The sequence below is a fragment of the Lysinibacillus sp. NPDC047702 genome, assembly GCF_050272555.1.
GTDB lineage: Bacteria > Bacillota > Bacilli > Bacillales_A > Planococcaceae > Lysinibacillus.
In genome coordinates this window covers 1-22,495 of record NZ_JBNNMG010000038.1, presented here as the reverse complement: position 1 = coordinate 22,495, position 22,495 = coordinate 1, and the positions used below count along the sequence as shown (strand labels likewise).

18 protein-coding genes are annotated in these 22,495 nt (G+C 34.2%); 9 read left to right on the top strand and 9 right to left on the bottom strand.

Annotated elements, in window-relative coordinates; translation table 11 throughout:
• Window positions 1-33 precede the first annotated feature (33 nt).
• From ACQKIM_RS17135 to ACQKIM_RS17095, 9 genes are all read right to left on the bottom strand, one after another.
• The gene (locus tag ACQKIM_RS17135) at window positions 34-3,033 is read right to left on the bottom strand and encodes a phage tail protein (RefSeq protein WP_427546055.1); all 3,000 of its coding nucleotides are present in this window, start codon (window positions 3,031-3,033) and stop codon (window positions 34-36) included.
• Window positions 3,021-3,830 carry a distal tail protein Dit gene (locus ACQKIM_RS17130; RefSeq protein ID WP_427546053.1) on the bottom strand — a complete coding sequence of 270 codons (810 nt, stop codon included), beginning with the start codon at window positions 3,828-3,830 and terminating at the stop codon, window positions 3,021-3,023. Before ACQKIM_RS17130 ends, ACQKIM_RS17135 begins: the two co-directional genes overlap by 13 nt.
• Window positions 3,830-10,177: a peptidoglycan DD-metalloendopeptidase family protein gene (locus ACQKIM_RS17125; protein WP_427546051.1), complete on the bottom strand. Its 6,348-nt coding sequence runs from the start codon at window positions 10,175-10,177 to the stop codon at window positions 3,830-3,832. Before ACQKIM_RS17125 ends, ACQKIM_RS17130 begins: the two co-directional genes overlap by 1 nt.
• A gap of 176 nt (window positions 10,178-10,353) precedes the next feature.
• Window positions 10,354-10,869 (bottom strand): hypothetical protein, encoded by a 516-nt coding sequence (locus ACQKIM_RS17120; RefSeq protein ID WP_427546049.1) that lies wholly within the window; start codon window positions 10,867-10,869, stop codon window positions 10,354-10,356.
• Window positions 10,870-10,937: 68 nt separating this feature from the next.
• Window positions 10,938-11,936: a hypothetical protein gene (locus ACQKIM_RS17115; RefSeq protein ID WP_427546048.1), complete on the bottom strand. Its 999-nt coding sequence runs from the start codon at window positions 11,934-11,936 to the stop codon at window positions 10,938-10,940.
• A 187-nt stretch (window positions 11,937-12,123) separates the two neighbouring features.
• A complete protein-coding gene (locus ACQKIM_RS17110; RefSeq protein ID WP_427546046.1) occupies window positions 12,124-12,879 on the bottom strand; it encodes a hypothetical protein in 756 nt (251 codons plus the stop codon).
• Window positions 12,876-13,418 (bottom strand): hypothetical protein, encoded by a 543-nt coding sequence (locus ACQKIM_RS17105; RefSeq protein ID WP_427546044.1) that lies wholly within the window; start codon window positions 13,416-13,418, stop codon window positions 12,876-12,878. The genes ACQKIM_RS17110 and ACQKIM_RS17105 overlap by 4 nt, the downstream gene beginning before the upstream one ends.
• Window positions 13,419-13,663: 245 nt before the next feature.
• Window positions 13,664-14,140, bottom strand: coding sequence for a hypothetical protein (locus ACQKIM_RS17100; protein ID WP_427546042.1), 477 nt, complete (start codon window positions 14,138-14,140; stop codon window positions 13,664-13,666).
• Window positions 14,141-14,205: 65 nt separating this feature from the next.
• Entirely contained in the window at window positions 14,206-14,709 is a 504-nt protein-coding gene (locus ACQKIM_RS17095) for a hypothetical protein (protein WP_427546040.1), read from the bottom strand.
• Window positions 14,710-15,713: 1,004 nt separating this feature from the next.
• On the opposite strand from ACQKIM_RS17095, the gene ACQKIM_RS17090 reads away from it, so the two are divergent.
• The 9 genes from ACQKIM_RS17090 (at window position 15,714) to ACQKIM_RS17050 (ending at window position 22,364) form a co-directional block, all read left to right on the top strand.
• Window positions 15,714-17,030, top strand: coding sequence for a hypothetical protein (locus ACQKIM_RS17090; RefSeq protein ID WP_427546038.1), 1,317 nt, complete (start codon window positions 15,714-15,716; stop codon window positions 17,028-17,030).
• Window positions 17,031-17,041: 11 nt separating this feature from the next.
• Window positions 17,042-18,031 (top strand): hypothetical protein, encoded by a 990-nt coding sequence (locus ACQKIM_RS17085; RefSeq protein WP_427546036.1) that lies wholly within the window; start codon window positions 17,042-17,044, stop codon window positions 18,029-18,031.
• A gap of 164 nt (window positions 18,032-18,195) precedes the next feature.
• Window positions 18,196-18,657, top strand: a complete 462-nt coding sequence (locus ACQKIM_RS17080; RefSeq protein WP_427546034.1) for a hypothetical protein — start codon at window positions 18,196-18,198, stop codon at window positions 18,655-18,657.
• A gap of 38 nt (window positions 18,658-18,695) precedes the next feature.
• Window positions 18,696-18,872: a hypothetical protein gene (locus tag ACQKIM_RS17075; protein ID WP_427546032.1), complete on the top strand. Its 177-nt coding sequence runs from the start codon at window positions 18,696-18,698 to the stop codon at window positions 18,870-18,872.
• 60 nt (window positions 18,873-18,932) lie between these two features.
• Entirely contained in the window at window positions 18,933-19,226 is a 294-nt protein-coding gene (locus ACQKIM_RS17070; protein ID WP_427546030.1) for a hypothetical protein, read from the top strand.
• Window positions 19,227-19,268: 42 nt separating this feature from the next.
• Window positions 19,269-19,451 carry a hypothetical protein gene (locus ACQKIM_RS17065; RefSeq protein WP_427546028.1) on the top strand — a complete coding sequence of 61 codons (183 nt, stop codon included), beginning with the start codon at window positions 19,269-19,271 and terminating at the stop codon, window positions 19,449-19,451.
• A 75-nt stretch (window positions 19,452-19,526) separates the two neighbouring features.
• Window positions 19,527-20,120 (top strand): 3D domain-containing protein, encoded by a 594-nt coding sequence (locus tag ACQKIM_RS17060; protein ID WP_427546026.1) that lies wholly within the window; start codon window positions 19,527-19,529, stop codon window positions 20,118-20,120.
• A 141-nt stretch (window positions 20,121-20,261) separates the two neighbouring features.
• Entirely contained in the window at window positions 20,262-20,792 is a 531-nt protein-coding gene (locus ACQKIM_RS17055; RefSeq protein ID WP_427546024.1) for a hypothetical protein, read from the top strand.
• A 15-nt stretch (window positions 20,793-20,807) separates the two neighbouring features.
• On the top strand, window positions 20,808-22,364 hold the full coding sequence (locus ACQKIM_RS17050; protein ID WP_427546022.1) for an SPFH domain-containing protein: 1,557 nt from the start codon (window positions 20,808-20,810) through the stop codon (window positions 22,362-22,364).
• Window positions 22,365-22,495: the final 131 nt, after the last annotated feature.

Sequence of the window (22,495 nt, the reverse complement as noted above, 5' to 3'; positions counted from 1 at the left end):
TCAATTTAACAGATGGAAATTTAATCAATCTTATTATTTTTCCAATTTAAGATAACCAATTTCACCATTCCAACCACGTACATACAGGCGACCTCCACCTGTACCACCTTGAGAACCATTCCATACTAGGCGCATTTCATTGTAATTACTAACTACTGCTGATTCATTTCCAATCCATAATGAACCTTCTGGTATCTTAACACCTGACATGGCTGAAATAGTAATCATATCCCTAAAGTATGAAATTTGACTAGCTCCTGCAACACCACCAAATTTAATTCCTTTTGAATTTGGATCATTAAATCTAGTACCTAAGTTCAACCAGTTACCAATTGTAGCCTCCTCTGATATATTAATATCTGCTGAAGTAATTTTAGTTCCATTAATTGTAGTACCATTAATAGTTGTTCCACTTATTGTGCCACCGTTTATATTATTACCATTAATTGTGCTACCTGTAATTGTAGTACCTGTTATAAATCCTCCGTTAATTGTGTTACCAGAAATAGTACCTCCAGTAATAGTACCACCATTAATAGCAGTTCCATTTACAGTACCACCATTTAGTGTAGTTCCATAAATATTCGAAGCTGTGATAGTTCCACTAAAAGTAGCATTCCCATAAAAATCAATTTCAAATGTTTTTGTACCATTTGTATTGTATCCACGAATACCATAGTCATCGATTTTAACTCCACGATTTGGAGAAGTAGAAGTCTGAATAAGAAAGTTTTCCTGGGATGTCATTCTGCCTGAATTAGCGTTCAGCTCAAAAGTAATGCCACCAGAAGCGTTATAGCCTGTAATTCCAGAAGAAGTAATCACTACACCTCGATAAGAGGAGGGGGAGGATTTTATAGTTAAATCGCCGATAATTTCAACTTGACCTGTTGTGGCATCGACATTAAAGGTACGTACACCATTGTTATTAAAAGCTCTAAAGCCGCTTCCATCTAATTGAGTGCCTCGATAGGCATTGGAGGATGATCGAATATCAATTGCACCATCATATACCCGTAACCCATATTTATATTGGGAAGGGGAGTCTGGATGAGGGTATCTGCCGAGATGCACTTTAATTTTTCCATTTGTATCATAAACTGATTGAAGTCCGTTATAAATCGTGACTATGCCTAATTCATCTTCGATATGTAATTTATTCCCCAAAAGTAAACGTCCTGCTATAACCTCTGCGTGTACACCACGCTTAGAAATCGCCACAGCTATAGAGTTGCCACCGTCAGGAGTAATGGCCATTAAGGCGTTATTAATAACCAGATAGGTTTTGTCATCTTGTAAATCTTTGGAATATAGTCCTCGTTCATTCATTGTAGTAGAATTTGCATAACCTCCTAAGAGGATGTTTTTAGCAGTATCAAATTCACTATTAAGAATTTGTGTGACGCCATCCATTGCATCTTTGCCTTGATTCCATTTGTATTTATCCATATTGACTGTGGTAGATGTATTTGAGATGTCATAAATTACTTTCTTTAATTTCCCATTCTCATCCACAACATCTTTGCCATTAGCAATCGTCAAATTGACCGAGTCATTATTAAAATCAAATTGCATTTCTATAATTTTTAATGTTAGCCTGACACGAAGTTCATCATTTTGAACTCGGATAATGTCACCAATTGCAATTTGTTTCATTGACATTGTTTCATGAAGATTGCTTAAATAACCTTCTAATCCGACATTGACATGAATAGGTGGTTCGTTTAGCGTTTTAAATATTTCTTTAGCCTCTTCCAATAAATCCTTTTCATCCGTAATAGAATCGTTGTGGTGTTCTTTGACAATGATATATTTATTTAATTCTGTGATTTCTTCAGGAGAAAAGTTATGTTCCATTTTTAACTGAAGACCTAAATCCAACATCCGCTGCTCAATATTCATTAATTGTATGTTCAAAGTTGCTATCTGAGAATTTTTATTATTAATTTCATTTTGTTTAACCTTAATGCGGGAAATGACATTTGACCAATCAGCTCTACCAGGTGCTTGATCTTGATAGGTATAGTTGATAACATCACGTTCATTTAAATAGGTTTTTAATTGAGTTTCTAAATTAGATAATTCTTGTTCTTCTTGCTGAATGTCATCTTGTTTTGTTTTCTTCTGTGCTACTAATGAATCGAATTGACCTTGAAATGATTGTAATTTTCTTTTGTATTTTGTCAGAGCTATACATAATTGAGTGGACATATAATCTGATTGTTTAATTACGTTGTAGTTAGTGTCACATTCAAATGGATACATAAAGTAACTAAAATCTTCTAAGTAGTTTGAGCCAGTAGGGGAGAGCGTTCGAAATTCTAAGCCGTCCTGACCGTAAGCTTTTAAGCGGGTGACCATATCTTCGGCCTTAGTTGCTACAGAAAGGGAATCAAGTAATATGCCCTCTTTTAGCCTAACACCGCGATTCATTCCTATATGATTAGGCTGATGAAGATTAACTTTACGATTCTTTGTATCCCAGACAATTAATGCATTAAACCTTTCCGCAATATCAAATAAGCACTGTAAAACTGTGGCAGAACTTACATCAAATGAGCGATATTTCAAATTAAAAGCAGCATCCACATAGTCTAACTTCCATTCCGTTTCTGCTAAGAAAAAATTTACATATTCAGATAGTGTTTTAGAGACTTCTTCATAGTCGCGAATGTTTTTGTCTGCTAATTCAATACCACAGCTATAGGCTGTATAAGAAATTGAATTTCCATCGTTACCTACTTGCTTATTTTTATCTAAAAAAAGGAAGTATTCTACTTGATTGTTGTAGGTCATTTTTAAATAATAGCGATCTTTGATTAGATCAATTAAAGGATTGTCGATTAAAATATGCTGTCGTTCAATTTTTGTAGGAATTGTAAAACTTATTTCATTAATAGCTCCTAGTCGAATGGTCAAACCTAATCCATATATTTCTTTTAGTGGAGAGATAACAGTACGGTCAGGCTTACAAAGTTTTAATAGTGGATAAGTATGATCACTTATCATATTTATATAGCTTAAAGCTCCCATGTTAATTCACCTCCTTCCTGTAGGTATTTGTATTCAACACTAAATTCAATTTTAAAATTTCCTTGGAACTGTATCTCATAATTAGAATTACTTTCTCTTGCTTCTTCCCCCTCAATATCTAACCAATAGTCATTATGAAAATCATATAAATAACGAGAATTATATTCTTGAGAGGACACAATCATTTCATTTTCACAGTCAACTGTAACGATTTCATTAGCTAAAACGTTTGTAATGATAAATTCCTTATTATCTGTGATGTTCCGAATGATAATCGGGATCTTATCTCCGATTTGAGTTATTTTTAAAAAAGGTCGAATGGTTGCATCGCCTTCATTAAAAAAATTCCAAGTTTCTTCACCATCCACATAAAAATCATATGTTTTTTTAGGGGAGTAGCGGTAGGCATCTTTACATCTAAAGGTTAATTCAATAAAACCTTCCCTCAATCCGTTATGAATAAGCTTGGGTTCGCCTGTCAACATTGCATAATAGATTTTCTCAGGTTCATTATTAAACCAAAGGGGACAATAGAAATCCGTCCATAACCATCTTGCAATAGCTCGAATATTATTTCTTTCTCTCCAGTCTTTAATCCAAATAGCCATAGAAAAAGAGAGTGGTTCAATTTCCACTCCCTTAAAGTAACGCCTTTTTCCTTTAAAAACAGACGTATCAATTATATTCCTTGAAGGAAGGAATGTCTCTTCGTAAAGTCCACTGCTTGGATTAATCATCATTACTCCCATATCCTCAGAGGATATCCCATTGAAAGTAAAGCTAATGTTTTCGAGCATTATTTCACTCCTTTCTTAACTCTTAAATCATTCCAAATATCTTTTGCAAAATTACTAGCAGTTGTTTTATTGGCGATCATTTCACCAATATCAAAATTGAATTCATATGTATCACCCCCCATACTAGCTACATTACTAATTAAACTTGTAGGATTACTAATAGTATGTATCATAGGTGTGAAGAAGTTTGCGGCTCGTTCCATTATATTTGCCATATCTAATAGGCGCTTTGTATCAATAGGGGAGTTGATTAATTCATTAGGATGAACAATTATTTCTTTGCCTCCCTTACCATCAATACCATTCCCACTCCATTTTGTCATACCTCCATGCAAAGCAGAGGCTTTATTTCCTAATAGTAATTTTGCCCAACTTTTTAATTCATTTTGCATTTCTGTACTATCAAAAATAGTATAATTTTTCATGACAAAGTTACCTAAACGTACTAAATCTTCATTACTTAATTTACTTTTTTCAGTATTGTAACTGGAATTTGTTTCAATAGAAGAGCCTGCATAACGTCCTTCTTTTGCTATCGTATGAGCTTTTTCACGAATATTATTCGCTCTGACAGGAGTTGCATTGCTAGCTAATACATCTGTCATATATTTCCCCATAATTACTTTAAAGTCAGCATCAGATAAATTTCTAATTTGTGAAGTTGAATTTATGTTTTGAGGAAGTTCATCTGGTGAATAGTTCATCCCAGATAAATATAATCGATTTGCTAAATTTTTAATCTTTTCTTGATATTCAGGTGTCATAACAACAGTAGCATTGCTTTCTAAAAATTTACTGAATGCTGTTAAATCGGACTTAGATAAACTGTTAATTATACTATCAAATGAATCTGTAGCTTTAATTTCAGAGCCATTTTCACGACCTTGTGAGGCAAGTGTATGAGCTTTTTCACGAATATTAGCAGCTCTTATAGGATTATCAACTTCTACTGCTAATTTATCAGTTAGATATTTTCCTAGTAAAACCTGCATATCTCCAAGAGTGAGTTTACTATTTTTAATAGAATTTTGATACGAAGAATCATTGTCAGCAGAAGAGCCATAAATACCTGTAGGAATAGAAGAATTCTGTACAAGCGTCATGAGGTTCATAGCTTCTTTTAATGTATCAACAATGTTTTGACGGATAGTTAGACCAACTGTTTTCATAGTTCCATCTAAGGTGTTTCCTAATTCTGGCATGGTCATCTCTAGCCAGTCTATGAAACCACCGAATTCCAAACGGATATTTTCGAAGTTACCACTAACAATATCTTCTCGAATTTGTGCAAACTTTCGTTCATCGTTTAATAAATCATTGTAATGCTGTTCCCAATAACTCTTTAGGTCATCTATACGTTTCAATTCTTGATTATGATAGTCATCTTCAACTTTGGATTTATCCTCAATCTCTTTGTCTTTCATTTCAAGAAGATCATTTAGACTTTGCTTCTGTAGTTCTATATCTCGATCATGGCGTTTTTCTTGAATGTTCTCTTCAATGTTGAAGAGTTGCTCTTCAAGTTTTTTACGTTTAGACTTTGCCTCATGACTATCATCGAGAGAGAGGAGAGCAATTTGACGCTGAATATCATTTTTCTCCTTCTCTAATTTGTCAATATCCATCGAGTAATCCCGTTCAGCTTCTTGTCGATCAATTAATCGAAGTCGTTCTTCTATAGCTTCTCGAAATTTATTTCTCTCATCGTCAATATTTTTCATGACATTTTCATGACGCTTATTTTCAGCTTCATTTTCTAAATCATATTGGCGAATAACGGCATCTTTTTGTTCCTGAAGGTAATCTTTATAGACCTTGATTAGTGTCTCTGCCAAGTCCTTTTTTTGTTTAATAATTTTAGATTCTATTTGTGTTTCTGTTTTAAGCAATTCCGATTCCTTATTTTTTACATCTAGATTATAATTTTGAAGATCTTCTTTTAACGCTTTAATATCATCAGGATTCAACTCGACACTTCTTAATTGATTTTGAGTAATTATTATTTGGTTATTAATGTCTTCTATTAATCCATTCAATAAAGAAACCTGGGAGTTTAGCTCCTTTAGTACATCTCCAGAGCGCTCTAATTCTTTAACTTTTGCTTCGTTTTCAGTCATTGAATCGCTCACAGTTTCATACATGGACTGAATGATTTTGCTTTGTTGCAGTTTGAACTCTTTTTCATTAATTTTTTCATCGAATCTTGTTTGAAGATTAACAATAATCTCATAATTCCTATGACGTAATTCAACTGATAAGTCTTGAATTTGAACAGTTAATGCAGCATATTTTTCTTTTAATTGTTCTAAAATTTCTCCTGAATATTTACCGGATTTTATTTGAGCTTCTAAATACTTTAATTCATTTTTATTAATAGCTTGCTTCTTCTCCATATGAGAAGAAATCGATTGAAGAGTTTGAATGTAAGCATTGGAATTAGAATCTAGTTCTTTCAGCTTGGAGCTTTCAAGTTCGATTTTGGAGTCCTCGGTTTTGCGCTGAGCTTCGTATACATCTAAATAAGCCAGAGACATCTCACCTAATGCTGAATTAACAGAATGCATTTCAGTTTTGAGTTCTAGCATTCGATTTGAATATTCTTCTACAGTTTGACTATTTAAACCTTTTGTAGTAATTATCTTTTCTAAAAATTCTAGCTCCTGCTGATTGACTGCTTGTTTTTGCTCCAAATACTTTGTTTGCAAATCCAATGTTTTAGTGTATCTGTCAGATGGTTTATCTACTAATTTTAACTTTTCTTCTTCATGAGATAGATTAGCATCGATAACAGAACGTTTACGATCAAATTTGTCTAAATTTGTATCAAGATCTCTTTTTTCTAAATCTGTAATAGTTACTTTCTGTTGAAGAATATTATTTGATAGGGAATTTAATTCAGAAGTAGCTTGATCAATAGCCTGCTGTGATGTGTCAATAGCAGTATAATTCGTAGACCTTACAGTGCCTGATTTTGCATTATTTAGGTAATCAATGGGGTTAATTGGTACACTTCCATTTTTATTAATTTCATAATGTAAATGTGGACCAGTGCTGTTACCAGTTGAGCCAACAGTTCCAATTTGCTGTCCTACTTCAATTGTTGAACCTAATTTAGCAACTGCTTTATCTAAATGAGCGTAAATATGTTTTAAATTATTAGCATCTTGAATAACAACGATATTACCGTAGGAAGAATGATAGTCATTATCTTCTGCTCGACCACTAGCAATTACTTTGCCACTAATGTTTGCATCTACCTTAGTTCCTCGAGACATAGCAATATCTATGCCACGATGATTATCTAATTCACCGTTTAAAATTCTATTTCCAAAGTTACTTGATATTTTACCCGACCAACCACTTAACTTTTGAGATGTAGTAGTTGTGGAAGCATTTGAAACCGTTCCAGTCTTATTAATTTTTCCAGAAGAAATTTGAGATTTAAGTGATTTTTCTTGATTTTCAAGTAAATTTAATTTATCTCTTTCAAGCACAAGTTGAGCCTGCAGTGATTTTCGATATTCATCAGAATGTTTTGGGAAAGTAGATTGAATTTTTACTTGTTTTTCAATTTCAGAATTAAGCTTTTCTAAAGATTTTTTAAATGTGTCTGTAATATAGACGGAATCTTTTGTCGCTGAATTAGAAGATTTTGAGACATTTTTTGAAGACTTTATGGAAGTAGTAAATCCATCAATCTCTGCAATATTAGAATCGAAATCCATAGTTAAACTATTTAATTCTTCTTTATAGTTTCTAATATTACTTTCTACCACTAATTGTTGTGCCGCCATACCTAATCCAAGCGGTCCACTCATTTGACCAATTAATTTTGATGTAATTTCATTGGCTTTAACATAATTTCCTAACATCATAATTTCTCTTTTGATATTTAGAATTTTTAATTTAGTAGCTTGGGTAGAGGATAGCAACATTTCTTGATCAGCAGTTAATTTTCCATCACGAGCTAATTTATATCCATTTAACAGTGCTTCATTCGCCTTGTTCTCAGCTTCAATTGCTTTTATTTTTTCCTCATTTAGCTTAATAGCTTTACCGTCCATATCAAGTAAAGTGGGATAATTTGAATTTAAGCTGTTTATTACTCCGTTCCTAGTGTGCATTACGTTTACAAGACGCTGCTCTTCAGCTGTTAAATTCCCTTTTTGACTAAGGTTTCGAATCTCTTCTTCTGTATAACCCTTCAATTGATTAGTTAACATCTGATATTGGAATAATAAATCTGAAGTGTCATTTACTTTTTTCTGAGATACACCTGCTAGTTGTTCATAAATTGTTGTAAGTTTTTCTGTTTCTTTGTTGTAATCAAGCATTTTTTCTTTTGCTTCAGCTAATGTTAAATTATTGGTTTTCATTTCCACAGACAGTTTCTTTTGAGTTGCAATTGTGTCATCGTAATGTAAATTTAGTGATTTCATAATGCTACTTACTTCTTCTTCACTTAAGCCTAGCCCAGTTAATTCAGCTTTAACATTAGACAGCTTATCTTTAGCTTTACTTGCCATTGAGTTAAACGTTTCAGATGTAGCATTCTCCATATTTTGAAAGGAACCTATAACATCATTTATTAATGTAGAGGCATTTTCGTTTGAAAATAATGATGTTAATGATTCTTGCAAAGTATCTAAGTCGGATGTATTCGCAGCGGCGATTAATTGAGCAGCAAAACCCTCAGCATTGTTTTTAACACTGTCTGTTAATTTATCGTTTTCATTGATAACTTCAGCGATATTTGATATATAGTCATTTTTTTGAGCTAAAACATTTTGATTAAGCTCGGATTCGGTTTTAATAATTTCTTCTTTATGATACTTGAGAGCATCGCTTAGTTCTTTGTAATCATCTGCAAGTTTTTTATTGCCGCTTTTCTCAGCATCAGATTGAAGTTTGTCGAATTTCTTTATTTTATCTTCAAAATCTTCTGGAGAATCTAGCATTGGTTTATGATTATATCCATAAAACATTTCTTTTGTTGGTAAACTTTTAGCTTTTTTTCTTAAATCCTTTGCAGCATCATTTAGTTTACTGTCATACTCATCCTCTAAGTCAGAAATAGCACCTTTTCGGGTTTTTATATCTTCATTGCGTTTTTCTTTGGTAGCTTCACCAGCAATTTGCGTTTCTAAAGCCTGCTGTTCTTTCAGAAGTTCAATTTTTACTTTTAGAGCCTCTGAAGAACCAATTATTTTATTACCATATTCATCTTCATGGGCAACAATATGAGGTAAGAGTTCACCAAGTCGATTAGAAATATCCTGATATTCTGCAAGGACAGTAGGATCAGCATTTCCTAACGCCATGGATTTCTCTAATTGAGTATATCTATCTACCTGACTATTGATTTCATTTGCATTTGAACTATAGGATTTTAATACTTCTTGGTCTTCAGCTTTTAATTCCTCAAGTTTTTGTTTTTCTTTTTCTTTATATTTTGAATATTCATTTAGCGCAAGTTCACCAACACCTAAGAGAATGCCAGCTATATTAAATCCTTTTATTACCTTAGGAGAAAAAGCTGCACCTTCTGCAAATGTTTTAAATGTGTCTGCTTGACCCATCAAATTCGTTATAGTAGATACTGATAAAGTAGCACTTTGAGCTGCAGCTGCTGTATTTTTTCCAAAGGCCTTGATACCTTGGTTAATCTTTTCTAGTTGTTGTGGGATGTCTGATAATCCTGCTATGTTTAAGCCTTCACAAAGCTGAATATTGGATAGCTGGGTGTTTAAATCTGTTATCTGGTAGGTTAGTTGCTCGAAGTCGGAAGTATCTGCATATGCCTTATTTAATTCATATATCGTATATAAATTGGATTCTAAAGCTTGTAGATTTGCGAGTGTTTCTTGAATGCCCTCGAATTGAATGTGATTTACACTGATTGTCTCTACTTCTGTTTTTAGTTTAGATACAATATTTTCTAATGCCCGTAGATCACCAGCTGGGGTTTTTGATAGCTGCTTGTAAAATTTGCTGACATTGATGTTGGCATCACCAAATGCTTTAGAAAGGGAACTAATTGATTTCACAGAGTGAGAAATCTGCTTCTTTAATTCATCAAAAAATGTGAGAGAAGGTGTTGAGCCACTTCCGATTTCTTGATATTTTTGGTTAACGTTCTGAAGTTGTTGCTCCAGGGCTTGTAATTGCTTTTCAAACTCTATTAAAATTTGAGTGTTAGGTCCGTTTACATCTAAATTCATCTTAATTGCAGGTATGTTTTTTAATCGTTTGATGTAAGTTTGTATATTTTTTTTTGAAATATCGTCATTGATACCTAGAGCGGCTAATAGCTCTATTGGTTTTGTTTGTCCACCACCAGTACTCAATCGATTTTCCCTCCTAATTTTAGACAACCAATCAATACAGCTAATGTAATGAAAACCGGATTGATCGATTCATCTTTTTATTGTTGTATAAAACAGTAAATATCCTAAAATATTCAAGTACCCACCCAAAGAAGGTAGGGGAGTAGTTCAAAATTTTAACTATTTATGGGCAGAGGCTAAAAATCATCAGAAGTTCCTTCGGTGTTCTTAGCAGCAGTTGCTTGTAAAATATTGAAGTACTCTTTTTCTATTTCTAGAAATTTAATACTTAAGTGCAATCGTTTATTAATTTCCTCTAATACATTGGAGACTTCCTGTATCGTAAACATTTTCGTTAAAAATATGTCGTACCAGCCAATATCAACGAGATAGTTCATCGTGGCAAAATGTGTTTCAATGGGCTTATCCTTTAACTCACTTTGCAAATCCGTAAAATGCTTAATGATTAAAAAGAAGATATAATTATTTAGCTCATAATCATTTTCAAAGTATTCCAGCTTATGCTGCTGAGCATATTCGAGCGAGTCAGCTAAATCATTGATCAATATCGTAATTTTACGTTTACTAAACTTTGGATAGTAATAGATAAACTTTCCTTGTTCTTTATCGATATAAAATTTTTGTTTCTTATTTAAAGCATCTGCACTTTTTTGAATATCTGCTAACGTTAATTTTGTTTCACGTTTTGTCATTTTTAAGCTCCTTTATGTTAAATTGAAAGGGTAGAGCATTTAATCTCTACCCTTTTTACATTATTTATTTAAATAACATCTACAGCAATAGTTTCAATAAATGTTCCATCGGTTACTTCGATCATTGTTTGATCATTTGCTTTTGCGGAGGCACCTAACGTTACGACACCATCTGCACTAACACTTGCAATTGCTGGGGCCTTTGATGTCCACGTTAAATCACTATTTTGTAAAAGTACATTGCTATAGCCTGCACCACGAATACCTAATACTGAAATGCGCTGAGAATCTCCAGCAACAGCAGAATCTAGAACTAGGCGTGATGGATTTGCAGCTAATGCAGTAAATTGTACTTTTTCCTCAGATAAATTTCGAAGCTTAATATATGCATAGTTTCCTTTTTTATCAGCAAGTGAGCTACCTGCTAGAGAAGAAGATGCTACACCTTCATGCGTCATTGAAATTTCAACGGCACCATTCGGCTTAAAGTTTGGTACTTCAATAATGACTTCACCTGTTTTACCATTATTCGAACGGATATCTACATTTAATTCCATACGTACAGCCTTAGGGAAGGAATCAGCAGAGATTTCAATTGTATCCATCATCTCCTGAACAGCATAGACCACCTGTACTTCCTTACCAGCCAGTGCAGGAACCGTAATCTCTTTGCCAGCAGGCGCATATTGTGTGAATGTGCCGTTTAGCTGCTCAACATGGACCTGACCAATAGGTGTTTCGGCAAGCGTACCTTTACCATTGGCATCAAGTAAAATAATTTCGTCTGTGTAGTACTCAGCCAGCTGGTGGTTGATTTCTGTACCATTTTGTAAAGCGATATAGGCAGTGTCGAAAGCAGCATCTTCAATAGAGAATGTTAATTCCTTTTGATAGTTCAGTTCATATACCTTTTTAGAGCCTTTTCCAGCATGGATAGCCTGTGTTTGAATAGCCTGAGTCATGGATGAATTTAGTAATGTTTTACCATTTAGAATTAATTCATTTGTTAAGCGATCAAATAAACGAACATTTGCTACTGAAGTTAAAAATTGATTTTGTTGTGTCATAAAAGATTACCGTCCTTTTTGTGTTTGTTTTTTCTTGATTCAGCTGAATACTTCCACCACGATAGGTGGGCGAGATGATTGCGATTTTTTTCCTATTCAGTGGGCGTTTGTCACGGATTTTGAAGAGGAGCTTTTCGAGCGAGCTCGAAAAAAATCCGGACGCATTTACGCTGGGGCGTAATTGATTTTAACTAGAGGCAAGCCCTAGTTTTTTCATTTGTTGATCAAATGCTGATTTTGTGATAATGACATCCTCATTTTTCTTTGGCTCCTCGATATGACTTAGCCAGTGAGGAAGCTCTTGCTCATTTTTAAATTCAACCATGCCAGAGTATCGAGCATTGAGAATGGCATCACTGCTTACCATATAGTCCATTCGAATTAATCCTTTATGGAATTGGTAAAGCGTTAATTGTTCAATTTCATGGTAGGGGAGTCCAGATTTACAATGATAAGCTATAATTTGCTGCTCTAAGTCAGCCTGCTTTGTTTTTCTTTTTGCCATAAATGCCCTGGCTTCTTGAATGGCTTTTTTTGTATCTGGGTCGATAAATTCATCCTCTAAATCAATTAGATTTTGCTCACTAATAAAAGTTTTAATTTTATCAAAATCACGCTCATGCAATGAAATGCCATTGACCGTTATCAAGACAATACCTTTTTCATTTATCAATATTTGTATGTCCTCTGTTTTAAAAACTAAACGATATAAGGCAATTAATTTTTCAAGTAAGATTTGTCCATCCTCGTTCTGCGTCAAAGTGAGTAAAAATAATAAGTAAGACATTCTGACGATTTCTGGCTGCTGAAAGTCATTTTTAGGTAAAAGTAAGCATTGTACAGCCTCATAAAATTCATCTGCATTCTTCATTTTTACAGGATAAATAGTTAACCCTTTATATGTAATTGGTTTTCCAAATGCCTTTTTAGTGACCATATTCATGATTTAAATCCCATCGGTTGTTGTCCAGAGGGCATGATATAGGTCCAACGATAACCAACAAAGCCATTTGGAACAGTTGTGATTGGAAGTCCACTATGGAATCTTAAATCCCCATATTCCTCAATGTCCTCCTGAAACAATACCTCATTAAGTACCTCACCAAGCCAATCAAGTCGAAAATCAATATTGTTGGCAGAAGCAGGTGTATAAATATCAAAGATATATTGCTGGGTACTTGAATACGGGTTATCTGTAAATTGGTTGATGGTTTTCAGATAACTTTTTTGAGGCATACGTGAACCCGTGTAGAAACAAATTCTACAAGCATTTGTTTCCAACGCTAAATCACTAGTTTTATCACCGATAACTAATACATTTTGAAGAATACGATCTTTCTCAGGTAATTGTGAGACATTCATTTTTAAAGGATCGAGAGGATCATCCTCTATATCTTTTGGCATGTAGTATAGTAAACGGAGGAGCTTCTCATCATTTACTAATGAGTGATAAAATTCAGTTATTGTTTTTACGATTTTCATTCTCCTTTATCCTCCTAAAGAAGAGTGCTATTTTTGAAGGTTTCAATATAGAAAATAACAATAAAATATTTGTTTTTTACATTAATTTATTCATACAATGGGCATCACCTTCTTTCATGTATTATAGAAGATAGTCAAATGAGTTCTACTTCTAATTTATCCTCTATTTATATGAAACCTTCATTATGGGGCTGTAAACTATACAGCCCAATTAGAAAATTTCATAATTTGTATTAATTCACTTATTAGATAAAATCTTCTTCTGCATCTTCAATCCCAAAGCTAATCGCTTCAAAATAGGATATACCTGAAAATGTATTATGTCTGCTAGAGCCCTTTGTCATCTCTTTCAGCTTATGATGAGAAAGTACGTAATTATCTTGTAAACGATGGTGCGTATTGCGATTTCTCAATAGTTTCATAATTTGCCTGCTTCTTTTATGACGCTTTTTCGCTTCTTTCATAAATGTTAAATTCTCTTGTTCAAGTAAAAGTTCATCCCTTGTAAAATATCCTTTAGTTATGTAATAGGCAAGCATGTCTAAAATTATAATTGTATGATAGGTTTGAGCAGTTATGCTAAGATAGTCGTCTAATGTAATCTCTTTCCCTCGATAAACCACTGTTTCTTTTTCTAAAAGCGATTGTATGTATTGAACTCTTTCTTCTATAGGAAGCTCCATGCGCAATTCAATGATCGAATTAGGTAATTGTAATTTCATATTATTTCTCCTTCTACATATTAGGTTGGCTGGTGTAGGGTAAAATCCACTTTTTTCGCCCAGGCCTATTTTTTGCATTTTTTACATTGTGAATGGAGGAGATCTCTACTACTGTTATTGACACTAAAAAATTCATCTGTAGCAGGGAGAATATCTTTACATTTACTACAGCTCTTCGTTTTTAACTGTAACTTACTAATATAGGTTGCTTTGCGCCATTGTCGATCATTTTCCTGCTTTATTCGTAAACAAATTGTCTTAAATTTACTACCTACTGTTTTAACGGGTATTCCTAAAATTTTCCCTATAGTATAGTAGGAGTAATCTTTAGCAATATAATGAAGTAATTTAATTTGTTCTTTATTTAAAGATTTTTTAATTAATTCATCTAAATCTGCAAATAAGCTAATAACTTCTGTATTTAATTTCAATGAATTGGTCGCACATGCCCCTTGATTAAAGCTCGTATCATCGATAGAGCCTCTAAAAGTTAACAGCTCTTTAATAACGATTACATCTGATAGCACAAGTTGACTATACTTTGTATCCTTAAATGTTTGATAAGCCATCACAACATCCCCTTTTATTTTTCCAAATTTTATGCTTTAACCTATTATAATTCAATTTGGAAATAAATCAATATTTTAAATTAATTTATCTATTTAATCTCGAAAATTAATTTAAGTTAAATAATTTAAAAATTTACAAATTAAAATTGCTTATGCTACTATTGACTATAGTCAATAGATAGTGTTGAAAAACTAAATGGTCAAGGGGTTCTTTGTGAATACTACTCATTCAAATGAAGGTGATTTCCGTTCCAGGCTACTCGCTTTGCCGCTGACACTTCGCTTTCGCGCAGAGCAAGGCTTCCTGTGGGCGAGCGACGAGCCGCTTCCTGCGCTGGAGGAACGAAGACTAAGTGCGTCACGTCCTGTGACAATTTATCTGTGCGAAAGCGTAGCGACAGCAACAACAACAACGACTTCGTGACCAACATCGTGTTGGCCTCAGTTTCTCGTCTGTCTCGCTATCCCACGGGAGTCGAGTAGCCTTGCACTCCAATCAGTCCTATAGTTGTTTGTCCTACATTCTATGGATAAAACCACTTTGTCACTTTACATAAAGCTACTTATTGCTGTCACTCTATTTTCGCATAGAAAAATGTTATCAAAGCTCCCTTTTGTATAAAAAAGCGATGGTTAAAATTTCTATTTTTCATTATGCATTTGTGTGAAATTCCAATAGAAAATACTATGAGCAATGGTTGATTGGAGTGTAGACTGAGTGACTCCTCGGGGATTCAGCGTCACAGATGAGACCCTGGAGCGAGCATATTAGGGGAACGAAGGCTAAAGGCATCACGTCCTGTGATAACGCCTTCGTGACCAACCTCCTGTTGCCCCAAGCGGCTCATCGGACGCCCCCAGGAAAGCACTCAGTCGGAACGGAGATCAACCCCTCGTTTTGAAAAAGGGCTATACTATTTAATTTGTCACCTTGATGTCATTGACATAATAGTATTTCAACAACATGTATTGACTATAGTCAATAGATAAGGGAGTGTGTAGAGGTGAAAGTTGGCAAAACGAAAGAATTATTAATTGAACAAATAAAAGCTAAAATTCCTCTGTTAGTTCAACATAATGGGATTTTAGATGAGATTGCCATACAGCTTAACAAATATAATATAAGCATTGGCAATATTATTGAACTGATAAATGATAGAGATAAACTAATAGAGGCACAGCTACAGGAAATATTATTACTTGGTGAGCAACTTCATTTAAAGTTTTCAGATAGTGACCAAGACTGGATCAATGAATGGCTCAATCCTTCAGAAATTAAAGAGCTGAGAATGTACATAAAAGAATCACCTTATGAAGAAATTATCACTTTACCATATACTTTCGAGAACGTTTTAAAAACAGGGCACAATGAGTATGTAGCGATTATCCCCAATTCAATTATTGGTAAGCTGTGGATGAGTGGGATCACCATGTATAATCCCAATATTCAGCGGCAGGCAAAAAAGAAGAGAGTCAAAAACGAAATAATCGAGGTTATGAATTTAAATCCTAAATCTTTGCGTGAGATTGAAAAACAAACGTTAGAGGGAGATTTAATAACCTCTACTCTACGCTATAATGCTAAAGTTGGCACCGGGGAAGATGGTATTGAATTAATTTATGATGAAAGAGAAAAATCGCTTACATTGCTAGAGGGCACACAAATAGATGTTTTAGATGGTGCGCATCGAACATTCTCTATCTATAATGCCTATATGAAAAAGGTTGGTTTGGAAGGGAATATGATTGTGATTTTTTCAAATATGACGGAGGCACAATGTAAAAGAGTTCAAGTCGATATGGCAAAGGCCAATCCAATTCCTAAACCTAGATTACAGGAACTAGCAAAGGATAAATTAGCTGATGAAGTTGTTATTGAATTAAAGGCAGATGGGGAATTAAAAGGAAAAATTACCTCCAATTCAAATGTGAAATATTCATATGGAGAAGTTGTTACTTTCTCAGAATTGTCGGATGCCATCGATCATAGCTTCCATCTAGAGAATCGTCTAGAAGTCATAGAGGCTGCGAAGGTGATAAATGACTATATGATATATCTTTTCGCCTATTATAAATCAAATTTATCGGATAAAAGCTCTTTAATGTTTAAGAGTAGAATGTTCATAGGTCATATTGAATTAGCAGCTAGAATGTTTGAGTATAATATTTCATTTGATAATTTACGTCTTTACCTCAATAAATTGGATTTTTCAAAGGATAATCCATTATGGGAGGAAATTGGAATTCTTAAATATGGAAGTATGAGCACGCGTAGCAGAACTAAAATTCAAAAAGTATTTCAACATTTACTAAAAGAATGAGGTGTAAAAAAATGATACTTAAAGATAATGTTTTTAATAAAGATATTAAAGAGTGGTATTTAACTTCATTAGATATCCAAGAAAATAGTTTAACTACTTATTTATCATTATTTAATAAAGCAACGATACTCGAAAATCAAAAAAATAAAGATATATTTAATATGAATAAGGTAGAGCTTGAAGAGTTATTTTACAGCTTGAAATCGCCTAGTCCACAATCGTTAAGTGCGTCGATTGGTTTCATCATTAGATATATTGAATGGGCAATAGCTAATGGCTATTCGAATAATCGCTCACAACGACTTCCAGGCAGTATTACTATGGAATATTGCAGTACATTTGTCTATAAGGCTTCCATTATCCGTTATACGAGAGAGCAATTATTTGGCTATATGAACCTGTTTGATGATCAAAGACATGCTGTATTTCTTCTCTGTTTATTTGAGGGAATTAAGGGGGAAGGCTATAGTGAAATCTTAAATCTAAAAATGGCTGATTTAGAAAATAGCAATGGGGTATACTTGGCAAAACTGACGAATAATAAGGGATATAGCAGGATTATTGAAATTTCAGATGAGCTTTATTGGAGGCTAGAAAAATTAGATAAGGTTTCCTCTACCAGTATGCAGCCAAAACAGGGACAAAAATATTTTTCCGATAGTACTTATATTTTTAAGAAGGCAAATGCAAAGAGTGAGGATATCCAATTAAGGGCATCCTTTGGCAATAGAGCATTGGATTTAGCGAAAGAAATTTTTGATAATAATAATTTAATTGCAAGTACAATACAGGCATCAGGAATGATGTGGTATATTTGGGAATTGGTTTGCCAGAATGAGGTAAAAGTCGTCAATAAAGAAATATTCGAGAAGGTTGCAAGTAAATATGATACTGGGTATGTGGATAAAAATAACCAGTATGTTAGTTATTCTATACTTCGGCACAAAATAGACTTAGATTTTATAAACGCAAATTATGGACAGATAATAGTAGACATTTAGAACTGGTTGAATACCAGTTTTTTTATTTACATAAAATACTACATTCTAAATAATTGTAAATATTCTCTAAAAATAAACTTGAAAACGAACAAGTGTTCGTGATAGAATGAAAACAAGCTAATTTTGTATGGAATCGGCCCGTACAATTTTAAAGGGGGATGTAAATGAATGTAAGGGAAACGACGGCAGTATTAGAATTGGTACTTTACAATGATCGTGATATTTCCGAGGAGCTTATGAGAGATTTCTACGGGGGTATAACGAATGTGATTTTAAATGATGAAGGAGGACATGCTCTCGAATGCCAATGTATGGATAGTTCATTAACTAGTTTAATACTTATGGATAAACAGACAGAGGAAGAGGATCAATTAATTAAGAAGGTAGGTGATAGAAAATTTATTTATAAAAGGACATCAAATTGGGAAATCCGTTTTGACAGCTTAATCCAATTAGATGGAGATCAAGAAAATATTTATTGTGTTGTCGAATTCCAACATATTATTTATTTATACAATGGATTTCAACGAAAGTCTATTATTGATAAAACAATCACATCTTTGACAGATCTCAAAGAATACTTAGATATTTACTATCCATCCTATAAAATTCTCGAAAGGATATAGAGAGATTTGGAGGAATCTAAAAAAACGAGGTGTTATGCTTGGACAAGCATTTAATGAAAGAATTAGCATCTGAGATTGTCGAGCAATCGAGAGGAAGAATTAGCATGTTAGAGGCTGAAGCACTTGCAATTGTTTCCATCGCTAAGATGAAGAATTTTACATCGACAAACTATAAGGAAAAAGTCATTCAAAAAATAATTAATAACTATGCATAAAGCCTTCTACTAAAAGCTATTTAGATAAATTAATTGGAAAAATGCAAAGGAGAGATAAATGTGGAAAAAATAATTTTAACTGAGATGAAACAGGTCATGAAAGATTTTGGGGAAGTATTTAGTATGATCAACCAAGGAAAAGTATTCGAAAACGAAACGAACGTAAAGGAATGTATAAATAAATGTAAAAAACTGCAATTGGAATTAATAGATTCTATCAGACTAATTGAATTAACATTTATGGAATTACAATCGAAGCGAGATCAAGCATTATTAGCTACTGAGTCAGATAGTGAAACAAAGCTTAGACAGTTAGATGCCCTTTTGTTAGAAATCAATAAAAAAACAACATAGTTGCATCATACTATGAATCATTTAATGAAGGGAATGAGTTAAATGAGTACTGTAAAGAATGAAATTACAAAGGGTTTCAAGGTGGATTGTCTTGCGATGGCATTAGCTTATAAGGAAATGGGGGATTTGAATTTAACGATTGCTAAGGAAATGGATTACCTGGAGTGGGAAGCGATAAAAATCATTGAGTCTTTTTTAGAAAAAATGAATGCACTAGAGATTTGAAAAATTATACATACATACTAAAGATGAAAAATACATATTCAATACTTAAAAATATAATTGGAGTTTAACTAGCTTATGAATGAATATAAAGTTGTGTTAATAGTATTCTTTAGCTTACTCCTTTCATTTTATATGATAGAACAAACAGGAGAAGATATCGTTAATGAGAAAATAGAATTAGATGCGATTCTTCAGAATACACCAAAAAACATTCATGAGCATGCATTTAAAATGATTCAAAGAGAGGCTGAAAGAATCAGACAGGAAAATCATCAAAGGCAGCTAGAGCAAATTCGAATAAAGCGGGAACAGGAAATTCGAAAAGAGCAATTAAAGCTAAGAAATAGTAGCTTACAAGATCATAAATGGCTAAATTTTCACGCTACTTACTACGGTAAAGATTGCATAGGATGTAGCGGCATTACTGCTACAGGCATTAACGTACAGAAGACCATCTATTTTAAGGATTTACGCATTGTCGCTGTGGACCCTGCCATTATCCCATTAGGAACTATTGTTGAAATTAAAACGCCTAATGAAAAATTTAAGGCCATTGCTGCTGATAAAGGTGGTGCCATCAGAGGATATCGACTTGATATACTAGTGGAATCTGAAGAGATTTCTGTCCAATATGGCAGACATGACGTGGAATTACGCATAGTGAACTAATACATCATACATTTAATACATATCATGGGGAGCATAATGTTTTATGCTCCTCTTCTTTTGTTAGAAAAATGAGAAAAATTATGAAACTTTTGAATGTGTACATCCGTATAGTAGGTAATACAATGAAAAGGGGTGAACAACTTGACGCTATTTGGCTATTCACTCGAGCAAATCTTTTTAGTGGTATTAATCTTCGCTGGCCTTGCAACGCTATTATTTATGTTTTTTGGTGATGCTGTCGAAGGCATCGGTGATGGTCTACCGATTTTTAATCCAAGTGTCATTCTATCTTTCATTACGTTGATGTCAGCAGCTGGATTTATTTTAGAAAAATTAGCCTTTTTCCCTAGCGTTTGGAATATCTTTGCGGCTGCTATCATCGGAGCAATTTTAAGTGCATTATTTTATTTATTCGTTCTTGTTCCGCTTAGATCAGCGGATGTTTCGTTAGCCTATACGGAAGAATCGCTTGGTGGTCAGCTTGGAAAGGTTATTGTCCCAATTCCAAGTGACGGCTTTGGAGAGGTTGTGATTGAAACAGCAAGTGGCATGATTTCTAAGCGAGCAACTGGCTATGACAATGAGGCAATCGACTATGATACGACAGTACTTGTTGTGGAAGTAAAAGAAGGCACACTTTTTGTGAGATCCTATGAGAAGAAATTTGTCTAAAGGAGAGATATTTATATGTCCATGGAAATTTTAATTGTAATAGGTATAGTAGTTTTTATTTTAATCGCACTTGTGGCACTATATGTGACAAAGTATCGAACAGCGGGTCCTGATGAAGCACTGATTGTAACAGGCAGCTATCTTGGCTCAAAAAATGTACATAAAGATGAGTCAGGAAATCGTATTAAAATAATTCGTGGTGGCGGTACATTTGTATTTCCTATTTTCCAGCAGGCACAGCCATTAAGCTTATTATCTAGTAAGCTGGATGTAACAACACCTGAAGTATATACAGAGCAAGGAGTACCAGTGATGGCTGACGGGACTGCTATCATTAAAATCGGCGGGTCAATTTCTGAAATTGCAACCGCAGCAGAGCAGTTTTTAGGGAAGCAAAAAGATGAGCGTGAAAATGAAGCACGTGAAGTATTAGAAGGGCATTTACGTTCTATTTTAGGCTCAATGACAGTGGAGGAGATTTATAAAAATCGTGATAAATTTTCTCAGGAAGTACAACGTGTTGCATCCCAAGACTTAGCAAAAATGGGTCTGACAATCGTATCCTTTACGATTAAGGATGTACGTGATAAAAATGGCTATTTAGAATCTCTTGGTAAGCCTCGAATTGCCCAGGTTAAGCGTGATGCAGATATCGCAACTGCGGATGCAGATAAAGAGACGCGTATTAAACGTGCTGAGGCATCGAAAGAAGCACAAAAGGCTGAGCTTGAGCGTGCAACTGAAATTGCTGAAGCGGAAAAAGAAAATCAATTAAAAGTAGCTGAATTCCGCCGTGAACAGGATATCGCAAAAGCCCGTGCAGACCAAGCGTATGAGCTGGAAACTGCACGTGCAAAGCAGGAAGTTACCGAGCAGGAAATGCAAATTCGCATTATTGAACGTCAAAAGCAAATTGAATTAGAGGAAAAAGAAATTTTACGTCGTGAGAAGCAATACGATTCAGAAGTGAAGAAAAAGGCAGATGCGGATCGTTACGCTGTTGAGCAAAATGCAGCTGCCGAAAAAATGCGTGAGCTCGCACAGGCTGATGCAGAGAAATACCGTATTGAATCATTAGCACAGGCCGAGGCAGAGAAAATTCGTCTGGACGGTCTTGCAAAAGCGGATGCAGAGCGTGCGAAAGGGGAAACGGATGCAGAAATTATTCGTCTGCGTGGTCTTGCAGAAGCGGAGGCGAAACGTAAAATCGCAGAAGCCTTTGAATACTACGGTCAAGCGGCAGTCTTAGATATGATTGTACGCATGATGCCAGAATATGCGAAGGAGCTTGCAAGTCCTCTTGGTAATATTGATAAGATTACAGTTGTCGATACTGGTGGTGGAGAAGGTGGTGGTGCTAACAAGGTAACTGCTTATGCAACAAACCTTATGTCCACTTTACAAGAATCCTTAAAGGAAACTTCAGGGATTGATGTCAAGGAGCTTATTGAAAGCTATGCAGGTAAGCATACATTACGTCCTGAGCTAGAGCAAATTGCAGCAGGCCTAGAAAAAAAGCAGGCACCAGTTATAGCTGAGCAAGAAGAAGTGAAGGAAACTGTCGAGCAATAATGAGAAAAGAGACCTGATGATTATTGTCATCAGGTCTCTTTTCATGTTGTTGAAATACTATTATGTCAATGAAATCAAGGTGACAAATTAAAAAGTATAGCCCTTTTTCAAAACGAGGGGTTGATCTCCGT

Excerpts from the sequence above, each read along its gene's own strand:
- ACQKIM_RS17120 (WP_427546049.1), bottom strand. The coding sequence starts at position 10,869 with ATGACAAAACGTGAAACAAAATTAACGTTAGCAGATATTCAAAAAAGT.
- ACQKIM_RS17100 (WP_427546042.1), bottom strand. The coding sequence starts at position 14,140 with ATGAAATTACAATTACCTAATTCGATCATTGAATTGCGCATGGAGCTT.
- ACQKIM_RS17080 (WP_427546034.1), top strand. The coding sequence starts at position 18,196 with ATGAATGTAAGGGAAACGACGGCAGTATTAGAATTGGTACTTTACAAT.
- ACQKIM_RS17050 (WP_427546022.1), top strand. The coding sequence starts at position 20,808 with ATGTCCATGGAAATTTTAATTGTAATAGGTATAGTAGTTTTTATTTTA.
- ACQKIM_RS17065 (WP_427546028.1), top strand. The coding sequence starts at position 19,269 with ATGAGTACTGTAAAGAATGAAATTACAAAGGGTTTCAAGGTGGATTGT.
- ACQKIM_RS17135 (WP_427546055.1), bottom strand. The coding sequence starts at position 3,033 with ATGGGAGCTTTAAGCTATATAAATATGATAAGTGATCATACTTATCCA.
- ACQKIM_RS17060 (WP_427546026.1), top strand. The coding sequence starts at position 19,527 with ATGAATGAATATAAAGTTGTGTTAATAGTATTCTTTAGCTTACTCCTT.
- ACQKIM_RS17115 (WP_427546048.1), bottom strand. The coding sequence starts at position 11,936 with ATGACACAACAAAATCAATTTTTAACTTCAGTAGCAAATGTTCGTTTA.
- ACQKIM_RS17130 (WP_427546053.1), bottom strand. The coding sequence starts at position 3,830 with ATGCTCGAAAACATTAGCTTTACTTTCAATGGGATATCCTCTGAGGAT.
- ACQKIM_RS17095 (WP_427546040.1), bottom strand. The coding sequence starts at position 14,709 with ATGGCTTATCAAACATTTAAGGATACAAAGTATAGTCAACTTGTGCTA.
- ACQKIM_RS17085 (WP_427546036.1), top strand. The coding sequence starts at position 17,042 with ATGATACTTAAAGATAATGTTTTTAATAAAGATATTAAAGAGTGGTAT.
- ACQKIM_RS17110 (WP_427546046.1), bottom strand. The coding sequence starts at position 12,879 with ATGAATATGGTCACTAAAAAGGCATTTGGAAAACCAATTACATATAAA.
- ACQKIM_RS17105 (WP_427546044.1), bottom strand. The coding sequence starts at position 13,418 with ATGAAAATCGTAAAAACAATAACTGAATTTTATCACTCATTAGTAAAT.